Origin of the sequence: Vibrio sp. 10N.261.46.E11 (genome assembly GCF_041472735.1) — a bacterium.
Taxonomy (GTDB): domain Bacteria; phylum Pseudomonadota; class Gammaproteobacteria; order Enterobacterales; family Vibrionaceae; genus Vibrio.
The window spans coordinates 14,651-32,457 of sequence record NZ_JBFRQW010000024.1; the positions used below are offsets into that span (position 1 = coordinate 14,651).

General features: G+C 43.8%; 14 protein-coding genes. 8 read left to right on the plus strand and 6 right to left on the minus strand.

Features of this window, described 5'->3' with window-relative positions:
- The first annotated feature begins 2 nt into the window (after nt 1-2).
- The 4 genes from AB4407_RS08320 to AB4407_RS08335 all read left to right on the plus strand — a co-directional run bounded on the left by AB4407_RS08320 (nt 3) and on the right by AB4407_RS08335 (nt 4,233).
- Entirely contained in the window at nt 3-968 is a 966-nt protein-coding gene (locus AB4407_RS08320) for a DNA polymerase III subunit delta' (protein WP_048659710.1), read from the plus strand.
- Nucleotides 959-1,726, plus strand: a complete 768-nt coding sequence (locus AB4407_RS08325; RefSeq protein ID WP_372120194.1) for a TatD family hydrolase — start codon at nt 959-961, stop codon at nt 1,724-1,726. The genes AB4407_RS08320 and AB4407_RS08325 overlap by 10 nt, the downstream gene beginning before the upstream one ends.
- 444 nt (nt 1,727-2,170) lie before the next feature.
- Nucleotides 2,171-3,601 carry a PTS glucose transporter subunit IIBC gene (ptsG, locus tag AB4407_RS08330; protein WP_372120196.1) on the plus strand — a complete coding sequence of 477 codons (1,431 nt, stop codon included), beginning with the start codon at nt 2,171-2,173 and terminating at the stop codon, nt 3,599-3,601.
- A 227-nt stretch (nt 3,602-3,828) separates the two neighbouring features.
- Nucleotides 3,829-4,233 carry a hypothetical protein gene (locus tag AB4407_RS08335; protein ID WP_372120198.1) on the plus strand — a complete coding sequence of 135 codons (405 nt, stop codon included), beginning with the start codon at nt 3,829-3,831 and terminating at the stop codon, nt 4,231-4,233.
- A 59-nt stretch (nt 4,234-4,292) separates the two neighbouring features.
- On the opposite strand, the gene AB4407_RS08340 is transcribed toward AB4407_RS08335, so the two are convergent.
- From AB4407_RS08340 to AB4407_RS08350, 3 genes are all read right to left on the minus strand, one after another.
- Nucleotides 4,293-4,391 carry a methionine/alanine import family NSS transporter small subunit gene (locus AB4407_RS08340; RefSeq protein ID WP_009848986.1) on the minus strand — a complete coding sequence of 33 codons (99 nt, stop codon included), beginning with the start codon at nt 4,389-4,391 and terminating at the stop codon, nt 4,293-4,295.
- 2 nt (nt 4,392-4,393) lie between these two features.
- Nucleotides 4,394-5,854, minus strand: coding sequence for a sodium-dependent transporter (locus AB4407_RS08345; RefSeq protein WP_372120200.1), 1,461 nt, complete (start codon nt 5,852-5,854; stop codon nt 4,394-4,396).
- 502 nt (nt 5,855-6,356) lie between these two features.
- Complete coding sequence (locus AB4407_RS08350; RefSeq protein ID WP_372120202.1) at nt 6,357-6,950, minus strand: porin family protein; 594 nt, start codon at nt 6,948-6,950, stop codon at nt 6,357-6,359.
- Between the two features lie 145 nt (nt 6,951-7,095).
- Between AB4407_RS08350 and AB4407_RS08355 the strand changes: the two genes are divergently transcribed.
- Together AB4407_RS08355 and AB4407_RS08360 are read left to right on the plus strand one after the other, a co-directional pair.
- Entirely contained in the window at nt 7,096-7,185 is a 90-nt protein-coding gene (locus AB4407_RS08355) for a YnhF family membrane protein (protein WP_372120204.1), read from the plus strand.
- Between the two features lie 41 nt (nt 7,186-7,226).
- Nucleotides 7,227-8,429, plus strand: a complete 1,203-nt coding sequence (locus AB4407_RS08360) for a patatin family protein (RefSeq protein WP_372120206.1) — start codon at nt 7,227-7,229, stop codon at nt 8,427-8,429.
- A gap of 229 nt (nt 8,430-8,658) precedes the next feature.
- Here the strand turns inward: AB4407_RS08360 and pyk are convergent, their stop codons facing one another.
- A complete protein-coding gene (pyk, locus tag AB4407_RS08365) occupies nt 8,659-10,107 on the minus strand; it encodes a pyruvate kinase (protein WP_012603578.1) in 1,449 nt (482 codons plus the stop codon).
- Nucleotides 10,108-10,705: 598 nt separating this feature from the next.
- On the opposite strand from pyk, the gene AB4407_RS08370 reads away from it, so the two are divergent.
- Complete coding sequence (locus AB4407_RS08370; RefSeq protein WP_372120208.1) at nt 10,706-11,923, plus strand: ROK family protein; 1,218 nt, start codon at nt 10,706-10,708, stop codon at nt 11,921-11,923.
- A 167-nt stretch (nt 11,924-12,090) separates the two neighbouring features.
- Nucleotides 12,091-13,032, plus strand: a complete 942-nt coding sequence (locus tag AB4407_RS08375; RefSeq protein ID WP_009848992.1) for a chemotaxis protein CheV — start codon at nt 12,091-12,093, stop codon at nt 13,030-13,032.
- Between the two features lie 114 nt (nt 13,033-13,146).
- Here AB4407_RS08375 and AB4407_RS08380 read toward each other — a convergent pair whose 3' ends face one another.
- On the minus strand, nt 13,147-16,239 hold the full coding sequence (locus tag AB4407_RS08380) for an error-prone DNA polymerase (RefSeq protein ID WP_372120210.1): 3,093 nt from the start codon (nt 16,237-16,239) through the stop codon (nt 13,147-13,149).
- A 95-nt stretch (nt 16,240-16,334) separates the two neighbouring features.
- A complete protein-coding gene (locus AB4407_RS08385; protein WP_372120211.1) occupies nt 16,335-17,807 on the minus strand; it encodes a DNA polymerase Y family protein in 1,473 nt (490 codons plus the stop codon).

The following is a 17,807-nucleotide window of genomic DNA, read 5'->3' on the forward strand; positions in this document are numbered from 1 at the left end:
TCATGGCTGAAGTGTATTCTTGGCTCACACCGGTATGGAGTGAGTGGAAAAAAAGTCTCGATGCGGAGCGTTTTCCTAACTCTGTGATTGTTAATGCGCCGGAAGGGCTTGGCGTTGATGCGTTGATTAGCCAACTTACCGACGCATTGATGTGTACGAACTATGAAAGCGAGTCGTGCGGGTTTTGCCACAGCTGTGAATTAATGAAGTCGGGCAGTCATCCTGATTTTCATGTGATTTCACCAGAGAAAGAAGGTAAGTCGATCACGGTTGATCAAGTGCGTGCCAGTAACCGCTGGGCTCAAGAGTCTTCTCAGTTAGGTGGTTTGCGCGTTATCTTGCTTAACCCTGCTGAAGCAATGAACGAATCGGCTTCCAACGCACTACTGAAAACTCTGGAAGAGCCATCAAGTAAGTGCATCTTCATTCTTTCTACTCGTAACAGTAACCGTTTGATGCCGACTATCATTAGCCGTTGCCAACAATTTAATGTGGTAAGCCCACAGTTGGAGGTGGGGTCTGCTTGGTTAGATGGTGAAGTTGGTAAGGCTGTCCCACAATATATTTTAGCGCTTAATGACAACGCGCCTTTAAAAGCGAAGGCTATGTTCGAGCAGGGTGGAGTAGAGGCTTCGACCAAAGCGCTCGATGGCTTTGTTAATGTCATCAAGGGCACTCAACCTGACATGCTAAAATTCTCGACAGAGCTTAGCAAAGACCCTTTGATTCAATTGGGTTGGCTATGGCACTTATTGTCTGACGTACAGAAGCTGCATTTTGGCTTGTCGAATCAGGCTATCACTCCTAGCGCGAAAGCACTGGTTGAGGTTATGTCTTATCAAAGTGCTTACGCAGCATCGAATAAGCTGCTCACATTGATTGAGCAGTTAAAGCAACACCCTGGGCTCAATACGGAGCTACTCATAATGAATTGGCTGATAGCCACTTGCGAGGAAACATGTTCGTAGATTCCCACTGTCATTTAGACAAACTGGATTATCAAGATTTACACACAAGCGTAGAAGACGTTGTGAACAAAGCGAAGGCAGCAAACGTAGACCAGCTGTTGTCTGTTGGTGTGACACTGAATTCGTTTGAAAATATGCTCGAGATGATCTCGCCGTTTGATAACGTTAAAGCGTCTTGTGGCGTTCACCCTCTCGACGTAGAGAGCGACTTCTGTTTAGACAGAATGCGTGAGTACGCGAGCAACCCTAAAGTGGTGGCGATTGGTGAAACTGGCCTAGATTATCATTACCAACCAGAGACTGCAGAGCTACAACAGCTCAGGTTCAAGCAGCACGTTGAGTTGGCTGTTGAGCTTAATAAACCTTTGATCATCCACACGCGTAACGCACGTGAAGACACATTGGCTATTTTACGCGATGGTGGAGCAGAGAAGTGTGGTGGTGTGATTCACTGCTTTACTGAAGATCAAGCGTTCGCTGAAGCGGCAATGGAATTAGGTTTTTATATCTCAATTTCAGGTATTGTGACCTTCAAACAAGCTACAGAACTCAAAGAAGTTGTTAGGAAGCTTCCTCTCGATAGGCTATTGATCGAGACAGATTCTCCATATTTAGCACCGATTCCATATCGAGGCAAAGAGAATCAGCCTGCATATGTAGTCGAAGTTGCGGCTTATATCGCCCAGTTAAAAGGGGTATCAATGAAAGAGGTTGCTGAACAAACGACCAAAAATTACCAAAAACTTTTTTTGCGATAGAAATCTAACTAAACATACAAAAGGGAGCGAAAGCTCCCTTTTTGTGTTTTTGATCACCAAAAATGCGTTTTTTTTTGATGTTTACGGAATATGTTGAACTTGAGAGTGTGAATTACAACATTTGTAATTTTGTTACTAAAAATAACATTACCCTCTATTTTATTTACTCAGTAAAATAATAGAGGGTGATTATAATTTGTTTGTTTTTCAGTTGGTTAGCGAGTTGTAAAGCATTGCATTTCTATATTTGACATGTGATCCAAGACGTGTTTTGAAACTAAATTTCGTAAGTGACTAGAAAGTTAGTTCCCCATCAATATATATTTAGCGGCAGAAAATATAATGCAATACATGGTTACATTTTCACTGGGTGCTAACATATAGGCTACGGGGGTGTGCCGTTAGGACCCATATAATTATTTTATCTTTATCAGGAGCATAAACATGTTTAAGAACCTTTTTGCTAGCCTGCAGAAAGTTGGTAAGTCTCTGATGCTACCAGTATCAGTTTTACCAGTTGCGGGTATTTTGCTAGGTGTCGGTGCAGCAGACCTTCCTTTCATTCCAGAAATCGTTTCAAACTTAATGGAACAAGCGGGTGGTTCAGTATTCGGTCAAATGGCACTACTGTTCGCAGTAGGCGTAGCACTTGGCTTTACTAATAACGACGGTGTAGCTGGTCTAGCTGCTATCGTTGGTTACGGCATCATGACTGCTACACTAGGCGTAATGGCTGGTGTAATGGGCGTTGATAAAATCGACACTGGTGTACTAGGTGGTATCCTAGTCGGTGGTGTTGCTGCTTGGGCATTCAACCGTTTCTTCCGTATTCAACTACCAGAGTACCTTGGCTTCTTCGCTGGTAAGCGTGCTGTGCCAATCATCACAGGTTTCTCTGCGATTGGTCTAGCAATCCTACTATCTGTAGTATGGCCACCAGTTGGCGGCGCTATCTCTGCGTTCTCTGATTGGGCTGCTCACCAAAACCCACAAGTGGCGTTTGGTATCTACGGTATCGTTGAGCGTTCTCTGATTCCATTTGGTCTTCACCACGTTTGGAACGTACCGTTCTTCTTCGAAGCTGGTACTTGTGTAAACGCTGCTGGCGAAACTCAAAACGGTGTTCTTACTTGTTACCTAGTTGCTGATGACGCATCTCGTGCAGCGGGCAATGGCTTCGGTCAGCTAGCTGGTGGTTACATGTTCAAGATGTTCGGTCTACCTGCTGCTGCAATCGCGATTGCACATTCAGCTAAACCTGAAAACCGCGCTAAAGTAATGGGCATCATGGCTTCTGCTGCGTTGACTTCATTCCTAACGGGTATCACTGAACCAATCGAATTCTCATTCCTATTCGTTGCTCCTGTACTGTACGCAATCCACGCTCTATTAGCTGGTTCAGCATACGTTCTTGCGAACACTCTAGGTTTTGTACACGGTACATCTTTCTCACACGGTCTAATCGACTTCCTAGTTCTATCTGGCAATGCGTCTAAGATGGGTCTAATGGTTGTATGTGGTGTTGCTTACGCTGCAATTTACTACATCGTATTCCGCACTGTGATTAAAGCACTTGACCTTAAAACTCCGGGCCGTGAAGACGAATCGGAAGAAGAAGTAGTTGCTACAGGTTCTGAACTTGCTGGTGAGCTAGTTGCTGCATTCGGTGGCAAAGCGAACATCACTGGTCTTGACGCTTGTATTACTCGTCTACGTGTTGCAGTAGCTGATACAGAAGCTGTTGACCAAGACAAACTGAAGAAACTAGGCGCAGCTGGTGTTGTAGTAGTTGCTGGTGGCGTACAAGCTATCTTCGGTACTAAGTCTGACAACCTTAAAACAGACATGGATGAGTGGATTCGTAACAACGGTTAATTCACTGATTCAATAAATTGAAAGGAGGCCGAAAGGCCTCCTTTTTTGTTTTCTGTAATATGAAAGACCTCCTTACATTTACTCTTTTTAACTCAATCATTTATCGTTCATCTCGATGTGCTGATGTTCAATTGTCTATTTTGGGTATCATTTATCTTTTACTTAATGATGACAACATCACTTATGATTTAAGTAACCTATCGTTTTTAAAACAGTCTGAGAATATTATGAAACATCGTTACCTAGTTGGCCTTATGTGTTGTAGTGGAGCCTCACTAGCTCATGCTTCTGAAGCTCCTAACTTAGAAGTTGGCTTGGCTGTCGACCAAGATCTAAGTGTTGTGGTTGAGTTTGATCAGAAGTATCGCGCCACAGTCGGTAATGATGGTGCAGCATTCGATTATATTTTTAAGCGCGGTCAGTTTGAAACTGAAGCGCCTTTAAGTTGGTATGTCGGCGCCGGTGCTTGGGCTGAGTGGAATGATGATTTTGGCTTACGTTTGCCTTTAGGTGTTAAAGTGAATTTCTACGAAGGTTGGAATGCGTACGCTCAAGTTCACCCTGAGCTCGACATGTATAAAGGTGTTGAATTACAAGTGGGTGGTGCACTGGGCATCACCTACAAGTTCTAGGTGATGAGACAAAAAAATGCCAGCTTAGTCGCTGGCATTTTTGAATGGTTTAAATAAGGTTATTTCTGTTTATCCATTGCACGCTTTATGCAAATTGCAGCACCACCCCAAGTGATACCAAGACCAAGAACCATCATAATAATCGCACTCGTTGTCATGATTATGCTTCCTTCTTACTTGTCATATTTATGATAATGCCAATCGCTAGTAATCCTGCGATCATTGCCCAGCCAAGAGTCAGGTCATAGCCACCGTAACCGTCTGTAAACAATGCGCTTAGTTTCGTTGCAAGAATGATTGCAAGCATAACTGGAGTGACGAAGCGTAAACATACGTTAAACCATACGCCGATAGAGAAATCTGAAATCTCATTGACGTAAGTACGTACATCGCTAACTTTGTTTAGTAGCCATGCCATTAGAAGGATTTCAATGAATCCGCCTACCATGATGCCGACGTTGTTAGCGAAGTGATCGACTAGGTCTAGTAGAAGTAGGCCGCCGTTAGTTGCAAATGCCATGGACACCACAACACCAACGCCAATAACAATACTTGCTGCTTTTTTACGGCTCCAGTTCAGCTTGTCCATAATTGCAGATGTTACTGCTTCCATAATTGAGATATGAGAGCTTAAACCAGCCACAACAAGTGCAAAGAAGAATAGTGGACCCAGAATATACGGTGCTGGAAGTAAATTAATCGCAGCAGGTAGCGTAACAAACGCAAGGCCAACGCCTGCTGATACTACTTCAGTTAATGGTTTACCTTGTTCTTGAGCCATGTAGCCAAGAACAGAGAAAATCATAATACCCGCAAGAATTGAGAAACCACAGTTGATAAGAACCGTCATGAACGCGTTGTTCGTGATATCTGATTTTTCTGGCAAATAGCTTGAGTAAGCCAACATGATCGCAAAACCGATACTTAACGTGAAGAAGATTTGTCCATAAGCAGCAGCCCATACTTTTACGTCCCAGATCTTGCTGAAATCAGGTTCGAACATGTAGTTCACACCATCTAGAGCACCTGGAAGGAAAACCATGCGTCCGATAAGCAAAATCACCATTATGAACAACACTGGCATCATTACTTTAGAAGCTCGTTCGATACCAGCTTTAACACCACCCACGATAGCTGCATAAGTGATTGCCCAAGCGAGTAACATTGCGCCAGCGATGCCCCATTGGATGCTACCTAGGTTCGTCGGTGAGTTATCACCTAGAGCTAGATATTCACTGAAGAAGAATGCGTTAGTGTCTGTTCCCCAGCTTTGATTAAATGACATACCGAAGTATGATATTGCCCAACCGATAACGGCAACATAGTAGACCGCGATGACAGCCGCTACACACACTTGGAACCAACCAAGCCACTCAAATTTTGAGTTGATGCGCGCTAAGGTTGCAGGTGCAGAACCACGATACTTTTGACCCATACTGAACTCTAGGATCATAAATGGAATACCAGCCGTAAGCATGGCAAATAGATATGGAATGAAAAAAGCACCGCCGCCATTTTCATAAGCCATATATGGAAAACGCCAAATGTTTCCTAAACCAATAGCAGATCCTACAGCGGCAAGGATAAATCCTGCTCGGGATCCCCACTGTTCTCGCTTCATATTTAACTCCTTTACAACTTCCCTGAGGTATGAAGCTTCTCGTCACGCTGCGCTTGGTAAGGAGATGATAGTTAAAACAGGCAAACGGCTTGACTGTTTATTGTATCTTCCGTTAATAAGCAAAAGTTTAGATTATTATGTTGTTAGCGTTTAGAGAACTCAGCGGATAATTCTTAATTGTTTGATGTGTGTTTGCATAACCTGAAATATTCAGCTGATGCGTGGTAATGAGCCTACCTAGTTAGCATGGTTAAAGCAATAGATTAGATATGTTTAATAACTGTGGGGTTATGGTATTTAAGATGTTAAATGGTGGTTATTTTAGAGGTATGAATTGGTTTGGGGTTTTCTGATTGGTTTATATGTCTAATTTTTTCAGATTTATTAGGTTATGTGACTTTATTTAAAGCTAGAGCGTATGACTGAAATTCATACACTCTATAGTTGAACTATCCAATCATTCGAGGTTCTATTGGTATGAGATGCTTATGGTCATTGATACTTAGAAAGTAAAACTCAGTCCGACATTGGCTTGGAATTGGTTCATCCAGTCGGTATCAAAGCGGATGATGCACTCTTGCCCGTTACTTGGGATGTTACAAACGCCGGAGGTGTCGTTATCGACAACGGTACCTAACCAACGTAGTTGTGTGTTTAGCGCTAATCGGTCACTAACTTTGTACTCTAAACCACCAAAGATAGAGGTTGAGAACCCATACTTATCTTTTGCCCAGTCTACATCGACGTAAGAAGCACCAAGGCCTAATCCCAAATAACCAGACAACACAGAAGAAGCTGGGTAGTAAATGCTACTTTGAAAGTGCAGGTATTGGATGGAGGAGCTTAGGTTGAGCGTTTCTAATTCAGAGCTTTGATTAGAATAGAAAAAGCCGATGCGTCCTTTTTCAAATGGCGTTTCAATCGCAAAGGTGTAGTTTTCAGCCCCTTTCATATCATAGGTTCTACCGTCCTGGTCTTCGACACTGCCACCGCCGGTATAGCCCACCATCGGAGTAATGATGATCTCCGGCGAGGCATGTACGCTCGAAACGGAGAGAAGCGTAATCAGTGCCATTATATTTGCTTTGTTATTCATGAGTATATCCTTATCCATACACTTACTAATTGTGATGGTTACATCAATATTGTGCGACTAATTTCGACGATTCTTGAAGATACTTCACACACCTGATAGTACTTAAATAGAGACTCGACAAATTAATAATAAGCCAGAGGTGTCTATGGACCATAATCTGAAAAATGCCCTACAAATAACAATGTTTATCTACGCAATCATTCTCTCATTTGGCTTTATTGCAATTGGTAGTTAATACCATCTATTGCGAGGCTGGGTTTTTATACTCAGGGAATAATGAATAGTGGGATTATAACCAATATTGATACAGCAATAGACTTAGACTATTACGCTAAGTTTATTGCTGGAAAAACAGCACTGGTCGCTCAAGGTGGTGGACAGAGAAGTATTTTTACTTCTGGAGTGCTGGATGCCTTTCTTCTTTCTAATTTTGACCCCTTCGACGAGTTTTTTGGTACCTCTGCAGGTGCTCTTAATTTGTGTGCTTATCTGTGCCGTGATAAAGGTCTTGGCCGTTCTTTCCTTCTCGACCTTACAACGTCCCCTGAATTCTTCAATCTCTTTTCTTATATACGACACAGAAAGAACCTTGGATTAGAATGGGCCTTAGAACAAATCATGGCTTACCCATACAAGCTTGATTTGGATTTAGGACGACAAACACTAGGCGATCGCCATTTCTATGCAGCCGTCACGGATTCTAAAGACTTACGAGATCACTACTTTCCAGTATTGGGTGAAGACTGGTACAAAGTGATGATTGCAACCTGTGCGATTCCTCGCTTATACAATGATGAAATCTTTATTGGCGACAATGCTTATGTGGATGGTGGTGTATCAGCTTGTATCCCGGTTCAAGAAGCATGGCGTAAACAAGCCCGTTCCATTGTTGTAATTCGAACTGAGCCAGCGTTCGAGGAACAGGTTGAAGTTCAAGTTAACAGTACGGGATTAAAAACACCCAAACCGATATCAGCCGAAGAACTGGAATGGTTTCGCGAATCTTTTGACAGTGTTCAAGGTCATTGGCAACAAAAAGTGGAACAGTGGAAAACCGATTGGAGCTCTTTCTTTCAACAACAAATCCTCAGCTCAAAAGAACAGAAGCGCGACAGATCACATTTGGATCTGCTTAATGGTGGTCGATGGTTATTCGGCGCTGATGATATCTATCGTTTGAGTCATTTGATTGGTGATAAGTTTGATTCCGGTTTAGCGGATATGCTGATGGTGCATTACCAGACTTACTCATTGACCCAGAATTTTTTGAACTCTCCACCAGACGATGCATTTGTCGTGCAAATAGCCCCAAGTAAACCGCTGAAATCAAGTTCATTAATGAGCAACAAAGAAGATTTACTGCACGATTACGAATTGGGGTTAGAAGCGGGTTACCGATTTGTAGAGACTTATACCTCTACGGAAAATGCCCGCAGTTCATACATGCCACAGTTGGGTTCCATTGCTGCTGAGAAGTAATGCTTGAGGTTGATTAATAATATTTGAAGTTGATGAGTTAGCATTCCGTTAGTTAACTATATCTTTAGTAACTATATTTTTAGTAACCATGTCGTTGACTAGTAATGGCGTTAATTGTTGATGTTATTAACGAAGAATATACTGAAATGAAAAAGGGTTATTGAACTTGGTTCGATAACCCTTTTTTGTCTTTGAAATTATGCTAATCGTTTCGCTTTACGGTCAAACATTAGGTGACAGGCAAGATTCTCATACAGTTGGTCGACCCCGCCACATCCATAATGTCGCCTTGAGTGACGATCACGAGATCACCAAACTTAAGATGCTCTTGCTCTTTTAGGCAGGTGAGCGTAGATAAGGCAATGTCAAAACTGTCTTTGGCTTCTGTCTCGAAGTAGATAGGTGTCACACCTCGATACAAGGTGCAGCGATTAAGTGTTCCTTCGTTACGAGATAGCGCATAGATAGGCATGTCAGCACTTAGGCGAGACATCATCAGTGCAGTGCGGCCTGACTCAGTGAGAGTGACTACGCCTTTAATGCCTTCCATATGGTTTGCCGAGTAGATAGTCGCCATCGAAACGGTTTCTTCAGCGGTCACAAACGTGCGATCAATACGGTAATTGGATTGGTTGTTAATACCTGCCATCTTTTCAGCACCAATACATACTTCAGCCATTGATTTTACGGTTTCGACCGGGTAATCACCTGCAGCTGTTTCACCTGAAAGCATGACCGCATCTGTTCCATCAAGTACTGCATTGGCAACGTCCATGACTTCGGCGCGGGTTGGCATTGGCGCTGAAATCATCGATTCCATCATTTGGGTTGCGGTGATCACCGTTCGATTAAGCGCTCTAGCACGGCGTATAAGCTGTTTTTGTACTCCGACTAACTCAGGGTCGCCAATTTCGACTCCGAGGTCACCACGAGCCACCATGACAACATCTGAGGCCATTATGATGTCATCCATGTTCTCAACAGTGGCTACCGTCTCTGCTCGCTCTACTTTTGCTACAAGGTGAGCTTCTAAACCAGCTTCTCGTGCGAGCTGACGAGCATAGTGCATGTCTTCGCCGTTGCGTGGGAAAGACACCGCGAGGTAATCCACTTTGATTTGTGCGGCGGTGACGATGTCGCGCTTGTCTTTTTCTGTCAGCGCTTCTGCGGAAAGGCCGCCGCCTTTCTTGTTTATGCCTTTATTATTCGAGAGAGGGCCGCCAATGATGACTTCGGTATGAACGCGACAACCCTCCACTTCGGTTACTTTTAGCTGCACACGACCATCGTCGAGCAACAGGATGTCGTTAGCTGAAACGTCGTTAGGTAATTCTTTATAATCAAGACCGACCGCTTGTTGGTTGCCTTCGCCTAAACCAAGGCTACTGTCGAGAGTAAATTGGTCACCAACGGCAAGTTGGATTTTGCCATCTTTGAATGTTGACACTCGAATCTTGGGACCTTGTAAGTCACCGAGAATAGCGATCTGAGTACCAAGTTTTTTGGCTATTGCTCGGACATTTTCTGCACGTTGTATATGGTCGTCGCTAGTGCCGTGAGAGAAGTTCATACGGACGACATTGGCACCGGCTTTGATGATCTCTTCAAGCACGTTACCTTTATCAGTAGAAGGGCCTAGCGTTGTGACGATTTTCGTTTTTCTTAATTCGGCTGTCATGAATACTCCTAGAGTGAGGCCAAGTAATCTATTAAAAGACTAGGGCGTGTTGATCTTTCGAGCTGATTTTTGCAGCGAGTTGCTGGGTATTTATACAAGGCAGAGGCTTTGATGTGTAGCTAGCCTACATGAGAAGCCGATAACGTAGTAGAAATGACCAGCAAACGCTGCCCGAAGGGTTCGGGCTGGGCGCCCCCGCAAAAAGCGTTTTACTCTTTGTTGAGGGAGATTTGCTTAGAATGACTAGGCTACTTCTCCCTCGCCGCGATTAAAACGCTTTTATCTCGAACAAAGTTTAACCACGAAAGGTCAACGCGCCTTAATTAAGTATATGCATTAATTGATTATTTATTGGGAGCTAGGAGGATATTTCTTTATTTGTATCTAATTATTGAATTCAGGGCTCAATAACGATGTTTCATTGAGAAAATTAAGTCTCAATTTATCGATGTAGGTACTAATTTTTCTCGAACTATTTGACTAGATACACAAAGATTCATGTATATACGTGATACGGGTCACGGCGATATACCAAGTGACTTCACAATTACTTCGCAAAGTAAAAAAATTACCTCGTTGATGATTTCTGGAGCGTAAAATGTACATGGCTCAACCGGGCCATATTGATCATATCAAACAGGTCAATGCTGGTCGTGTATATAAACTAATTGACCTTAAAGGTCCTATTTCTCGTATCGATCTGTCCAAGCAAAGTGAGTTGGCCCCGGCGAGTATTACTAAAATTACCCGTGAACTCATTGAAGCTCACCTTATTCATGAAACGACGGTTCAAGAAGCCACGACTCGTGGGCGTCCTGCTGTCGGTCTGCAAACCAATAACGAAGGTTGGCAGTTTCTGTCGATGCGTCTTGGTCGCGGATACTTAACGATCGCGCTCCATGAATTGGGCGGCGATGTGCTTATCGATACCAAGATTGATATTCATGAACGTGACCAAGACGATGTACTTGCGCGTCTTCTGCATGAAATTGATGAGTTTTTCCAAACTTATGCCGAGCAACTCGATAGGGTAACAAGTATTGCGGTTACGTTACCGGGGCTTGTGAATTCTGAGCAGGGAATTGTGTTGCAGATGCCACACTACAACGTTAAAAACTTAGCGTTGGGTCCTGAGATCTACAAAGAAACAGGTCTACCGGTCTTTATTGCCAATGATACCCGAGCGTGGGCACTAGCAGAGAAGCTGTTTGGTCACTCTCAAGATAACGATAATTCCGTTTTGCTCTCGATTCACCATGGTGTAGGCGCAGGGATCATTCTCGACGGCCGAGTATTGCAAGGTCGCCACGGTAACATCGGTGAGCTGGGTCATATTCAGATCGATAAACAAGGCAAGCTTTGCCATTGTGGTAATCATGGCTGTTTAGAAACGGTTGCGAGTTCACAGGCTCTCCGTGAGCAAGTCAAAGAAAGACTGGCTAATGGCGAGGCATCATCACTAACGGCGTTTGAAGATGTCACAATTGAACAGATCTGCGCTGCTGCTGCTGATGGTGATCCACTGGCTGTTGAAGTGATTGAACAGTTAGGTCGTTACTTAGGTGCCGCGATAGCGATTGTGATCAACCTTTTCAACCCAGAGAAAATTTTGATAGGTGGTGTTATCAATCAGGCTAAAAGCGTGTTGTATCCTGCGATTCAAAAGTGTATCGAAGAGCAGAGTTTATCGGTTTACCATCAAGATTTAGAGCTGGTGGAATCTCGATTCTATAAACAAGCCACCATGCCAGGTGCTGCGCTTGTTAAACAAGCTTTATATGACGGCCAATTGTTAATGAAAGTGATTGAAGGCTAACCCTTTTTTTATCGTTTTTAGCCTTCCTTGACCCCTTTCCATGCACTTAAACTATGTATAACAGCATTTGTTGTACTTAGTTTAAGCATCTGTGTATTTGCGCTTTGCTTTAACCTATCGAATTAGGCTATTGTAGCCACAGTTATTATTTGTCACTAAGGTGTTGTATGTCTGGCGTTTTAAATTCTGTTGATCAGAGAACTAAACTCGTCGGTGAAAACCGTCTGGAACTCTTGTTATTTAGCTTAAATAGTCGCCAACTATTTGCGATTAACGTATTTAAAGTTAAAGAAGTCTTAAAAGTGCCTGTACTCACTCGCTTGCCAGGCTCTCACCATCATATTACGGGTGTTGCTTCTTTGCGTGGTGAATCTGTACCTGTGATTGACTTACGCAGTGCGATTGGTTTCCCACCATCACGTGATGAGACTCAAGAAAACAACTTGATCATTACCGAATACAACCGAACCGTTCAAGGTTTCTTGGTTGGACAAGTTCGTAATATCGTGAATACGACATGGACAGAAATCCAACCGCCACCAAAGACTACGGGTCGAGCAAACTACCTAACTGCTATCACGCATATCCAAGAAGAAGAGCAGCACAAAATCGTTGAGATCATCGATGTTGAAAAGGTGTTAGCGGAGATCATCGATTACGATGTGTCGATTTCTGACGGTGTTCTAGATCAGCAGTTAGCGAATGAAATGGTTGGCCGTAATGTGCTTATCGTGGATGATTCATCAACAGCGCGCAACCAGATCAAAGGCACCTTGTCGCAACTTGGTTTGAACATTATCGAATGTTGTGACGGCTTGGAAGCTCTGACTTTACTTAAGAAGTGGTGTGATGAAGGCAAAGACATCAATCAAGAAATATTATTGATGATCACCGATGCTGAAATGCCAGAAATGGATGGCTATAAACTGACTCATGAAGTTCGAACTGATCCTCGAATGCATGACTTGTTTATTACGCTAAATACTTCATTAAGTGGTAGTTTCAATGAAGCCATGGTTGAGAAAGTAGGGTGTAATCGCTTTATTTCTAAATTCCAACCAGACCTCTTAGTTGAAGTGACTCAAGAGCGAATGCGTCAGATTTTGTAATTAATGCAGCTGTACGGAAGCGGACGTTGAGGTATAACTCAACAACTTGAATTTAAGGGAAGCGGATGCTTCCCTTTTTCGTTTCTAGCGTTTCTTGGAGGGCAACTTGATTCGTTAATGAAAATCTCGGGATTTGGTGTTCAAACCAACAATTTCATCAGTTATATCGATAAGTTTCCCCGCAATCACATGCACGACTTCGCCTTCCTTCTCTAAGACTCCTTGTACCTTTAAAGCCTTCGCTGTCAGGTAAGCTTGCTGCTGCGCGCGTGCAGTGGCTCCCCATACCACGACATTAATATTGCCCGTGTTATCTTCTAATGTAACAAAGGTAACACCTGCCGCGGTTCCGGGAGCTTGTTTTCCTGTGACTAATCCAACAACCGTGACCATAGATTTGTGTCTTTGCTGTATTAAATCCTTCATGTGTGTGAATCGACCTAATCGTCCCGCTTCTTCTAGTAAAGTGATTGGGTGTTTGTTCAATGAAATTCCGACACTGGTGAAGTCTTCGAGTAGATCTTGCATCTCATTGGGTTTGTGCAGTGCATGTTCGTCATGTCCATCCCCAACATCGTCATAGACTTGGCTAAACAGAGGTAAATCAGAAGCGGAGTCCATGATTGCCCAGCGCGTCTGGAAACGGTCACCCGAAACATTATGTAGCGCGTTGGCTGATGCGAGTAGCTCGATATCTTTCTTATTCATCGATAACTGTTTCACCTGGCTAGGATGGCGATAACCAGAATGCGGACGATTGGCAAGTACGCTCTGGATACCGTGCTCACTGAATCCTTTGATTTGTCGCAGCCCTAATCGAATCGCTAGACCATTCTGATGAGAGACAACCATGTGGTCGTTTTGAGAAGCGTTCACACATACCGGAAGTATCGTCACATTGTGTCGCTGTGCATCTTGAACCAACTGCGATGGACTATAAAAGCCCATGGGTTGGCTATTCAACAAAGAAGCATAGAAGCACTCAGGGTAGTAGCATTTCAACCAAGCTGAACAATAGGCTAATACCGCAAAGGAAGCCGAGTGGCTTTCAGGGAAACCGTATTCACCAAATCCACATATCTGTTTAAAAATCTGTTCGGCAAACTCGGTTTCGTAGCCACGCTTTTGCATGCCTTCGATGAGCTTGTTTTTGAACTTAAAAACGTTGCCATTCTTCTTCCAAGCGGCCATTGCGCGTCTGAGCTGATCCGCTTCACCCCCTGTGAAACCTGCGGCAACCATCGCGAGCTTAATCACTTGTTCTTGAAATATCGGTACTCCTAAAGTGCGCGAGAGTACCGATTCAACATCCTTAGATGGATAGCTGATTGGCTCAATACCATCGCGACGCTTTAAGAATGGGTGCACCATATCACCTTGAATTGGTCCTGGACGCACGATCGCGATTTGAATCACTAGGTCGTAATAAGTTTTCGGCTTAAGCCTTGGCAGCATACTCATTTGCGCGCGTGACTCAATTTGGAATATCCCTACCGTGTCTGCTCGTTGAATCATGCCGTAAACCTGAGGATCATCCTTAAGGCGAGTGATCTCTGCGATCGTTAACGAGCGGCCATGAATACGCTTGATCAGGTCGAAACATTTTCGAATTGCAGACAGCATACCCAGTGCTAGCACATCCACTTTTAGTAACCCTAAGGTTTCAAGATCATCCTTATCCCATTGAATAATGGTGCGATTGTGCATCGCCGCATTTTCGACAGGAACCAATTCATACAGAGGGCCAGAAGAGATCACGAAGCCGCCCACATGCTGAGACAGATGACGTGGAAAGCCGATAATTTCATTTACTAAATGGATAAACTGCTGACCTTTCAAAGAATCTGGTTGCAGCCCCAATTGAGTGAGTTGAGCTTGCCAACCTAGGCTTTTGTCTCTGCGATTGGTGTTCTTAATGAAGTAATCAAGCTGGGTTTCCTGTAGTCCTAAAGCTTTTCCGACATCCCTTACCGCACTTTTGAAGCGATAAGAAATGACCGTAGCAGCAAGCGCGGCACGTTCCCTACCATATTTTTGATAGATATATTGGATGACTTCTTCACGGCGTTCGTGTTCAAAATCGACATCAATATCAGGCGGTTCATCACGCTCTTTACTGATGAAGCGTTCAAACAACACTGAGATTTGTCTTGGGTCGACAGAGGTGATTTCTAAGCAATAACAGACCACGGAATTAGCCGCTGACCCTCGACCTTGGTAAAGAATGCCTTGGCTTTTAGCAAACATCACGATGTCGTGGATCGTGAGAAAAAAGAAAGGGTAGTCGAGCTCGCCAATCAGCCCCAGCTCTTTATCTATGATCTGTTGGATGTCATTAGGGACACCTTGTGGAAAGCGAGCCTTTTTTCCTTTCTCGACCAACATGCGCAGATAACTCATGGGTGTCTCACCTTGAGGAATAAGTTCGCTTGGGTATTCGTAACGTAGGCTACCTAAATCAAATTCACACAGCTCAGAGATTCGGTTGCTCTCTTCCAACCACTCAGCTTTGAAGATATGAGAGAGCTTATTGATACTTCGTAAACAGCGCTCGGCATTCGCCAGTAAGTGACTGCCAACTTCGGTCACTGACTTTTGATATTTAATCGCGGTGAGTGAGTGCTGTAAGGGCAAGCGATTAACATTGTGCATTAACACGCCACCGCAAGCTGTAATAGGCAGTTGGTGATGTTGTGACAGAACAACGCAGTAATCAATGTACTGTTGATCGGTCTGTTTCAGGTGTCGTTGTAAGCCAATCCATAACCGACCTGAGTGGTGCTGAGAAAGCCACTGTCCCCAATGTGCGTCTTCATTTTTCTGTTGAGGCAACCACAGGATGAAGCAGTGCTTAGCCGACATGATATCCCACTCAGAGAGCTGATAATGTCCCTTGCTGCTACGACGTCTAGCGTTGGTAATAATACGGCACAGTTCGGCATAGGCTTGTCTATTTGGACATAACAAGACAACTTGGCACTCTTCATTTAACCAAAATAGGCTCCCGACAATTTGCTTGAGCGACAGTTTATGTTGCTTGATCGCAGAGTGAACCTTAACGATGCCTGCCACCGAGCACTCGTCGGTGACCGCGAGTGCTTTGTAGCGTAAAAAGTCGGCCTGTAAAACAAGCTCTTCTGCGTGCGAAGCTCCCTCTAGAAAGGAGTAATTACTTTGGCAGAAGAGCTCTGAGTATTGCTGAGACATAACGTAATCTCACTTAATCATTACGAGTGAACATGATTGAAAAGGGGCGTTGAAATCGTTAGTAAAAATTGTCTGACTGACTTCTTTCCTACAGACTAGCTAAATAAGCCGTGTAAAAACCATTGTTTATCTGGCGTCCTAAAGACCCATAACCATCGGCCGTTTTCACTGTGAGCAATAAAGTAGTCACGAATGATTTTCTCACCATCCCACCAGCCAGAAACAATGCGCTCAGGGCCTTGAGATAAGGTGACATCCTCGGTTAAGGCTTTGGGCTCGGGCAGTAAGATGCTCGGTCGAAGTCTTTGTTGGCTGATGTTGGAAGCTGTCATAGTTTGTTGCGCGACATCTTGGGAAACTTGTCTCTTTTTTTCTGTATTCCCCAGTGTCGGCAGTGAATATTGGTTCGCTTTCTCTGGCCTTGGGTCATGCTGTATTTTCGGTGTTTGAATACAAGCTTGCCCTAACTTGGCTTGCAGCAGCGAGAGCAGATCTAACGCAGCAAGTGTTCCTGTATTACCATCAAAAAGATCATGGTAGGCCATTTGAGGCTCACCATGACGAGTTAACGAGAGAGTGAGTCCTTGAACGGGGGCTGTGATCTTCAGTGACTCTAAGGTGAGATGCGTTAGGTTCACCCATTTACTTGCAAGGTAATCGCCCTGCGCGGAATAAAAAGAGACATGATGGTCGTCTTTATCCCTTAGGTGCAAAGTCAGCGTTAACTCGAAAGCCACTCGGTCACGTAACCTCAAAAAACACTCGAGCTGATTCAACAATTTCAGCAAAGGCTTTTCGATGAACAGGATGTTTTCAATATCAAACAGCAGCTCCAAATATTGTTGAAAACTCTCTGGTGGGTGATAGAAATCAATCGGGTGCTTGAACTGCCCATTAAGACGACCAACATAGTTCACCAAGTCGATATCAAAGCGGCGCGCGACTTCTTGCAAAGGCAGTTTTAATAAGTCTTCAACGACATTGATACCAACACGATTCAGGCGCTCAACTTGTTTAGCAGGCAGTTCGCTTGAACTCAGTGCTTGTTGGTTAACCCAAGCTTTCATCTGCTCAACATTGTTCGTCGCTTGGTTGATGGATTGTTTGCCTAAAAGGATTGCAGAAAGTGGAGAATAACCTGTAGCAAAGCTGAACTGGATATTGAGCGTTTCTAAATGGCTTTTGAGTTCATGCCAGTAGTTATCTAGCCCATCGTAAAGCGACAGCATGTTAGAGGCCTTAATCAATAATCCATTGGGTGGCAGTAACGCCATGTCGGATGTGACTAGATAGGCCCATTGAGCAATCTCTTTGAGCTTACTTTTTTCTAGCTCAATTCTGTAAGGGTGGACGTGTAAGTTGTGACACAAAGCTGCTGCAGACCCTAGCCCCATGCCGAGTGTGATACCCGATTGCAACGCGGCTTGGTTAGCTTGCAGCACACGATGATCTTTCTCATCGACGATGATAAGAGGTTGCTCGTGTGATTCTTCGTTCGAACCCAATTCATTAGAGTTAAATAAGGTGTCTAACTGCAGAGATGGAAAGTGCAAATAAAGCCACAGCAT

Bases quoted from the DNA above. Each gene is read 5' to 3' on its own strand.
- AB4407_RS08320 (WP_048659710.1), top strand. From the start codon at position 3: ATGGCTGAAGTGTATTCTTGGCTCACACCGGTATGGAGTGAGTGGAAA.
- AB4407_RS08325 (WP_372120194.1), top strand. From the start codon at position 959: ATGTTCGTAGATTCCCACTGTCATTTAGACAAACTGGATTATCAAGAT.
- ptsG (WP_372120196.1), top strand. From the start codon at position 2,171: ATGTTTAAGAACCTTTTTGCTAGCCTGCAGAAAGTTGGTAAGTCTCTG.
- AB4407_RS08335 (WP_372120198.1), top strand. From the start codon at position 3,829: ATGAAACATCGTTACCTAGTTGGCCTTATGTGTTGTAGTGGAGCCTCA.
- AB4407_RS08340 (WP_009848986.1), bottom strand. From the start codon at position 4,391: ATGACAACGAGTGCGATTATTATGATGGTTCTTGGTCTTGGTATCACT.
- AB4407_RS08345 (WP_372120200.1), bottom strand. From the start codon at position 5,854: ATGAAGCGAGAACAGTGGGGATCCCGAGCAGGATTTATCCTTGCCGCT.
- AB4407_RS08350 (WP_372120202.1), bottom strand. From the start codon at position 6,950: ATGAATAACAAAGCAAATATAATGGCACTGATTACGCTTCTCTCCGTT.
- AB4407_RS08355 (WP_372120204.1), top strand. From the start codon at position 7,096: ATGGACCATAATCTGAAAAATGCCCTACAAATAACAATGTTTATCTAC.
- AB4407_RS08360 (WP_372120206.1), top strand. From the start codon at position 7,227: ATGAATAGTGGGATTATAACCAATATTGATACAGCAATAGACTTAGAC.
- pyk (WP_012603578.1), bottom strand. From the start codon at position 10,107: ATGACAGCCGAATTAAGAAAAACGAAAATCGTCACAACGCTAGGCCCT.
- AB4407_RS08370 (WP_372120208.1), top strand. From the start codon at position 10,706: ATGTACATGGCTCAACCGGGCCATATTGATCATATCAAACAGGTCAAT.
- AB4407_RS08375 (WP_009848992.1), top strand. From the start codon at position 12,091: ATGTCTGGCGTTTTAAATTCTGTTGATCAGAGAACTAAACTCGTCGGT.
- AB4407_RS08380 (WP_372120210.1), bottom strand. From the start codon at position 16,239: ATGTCTCAGCAATACTCAGAGCTCTTCTGCCAAAGTAATTACTCCTTT.
- AB4407_RS08385 (WP_372120211.1), bottom strand. From the start codon at position 17,807: ATGCTGTGGCTTTATTTGCACTTTCCATCTCTGCAGTTAGACACCTTA.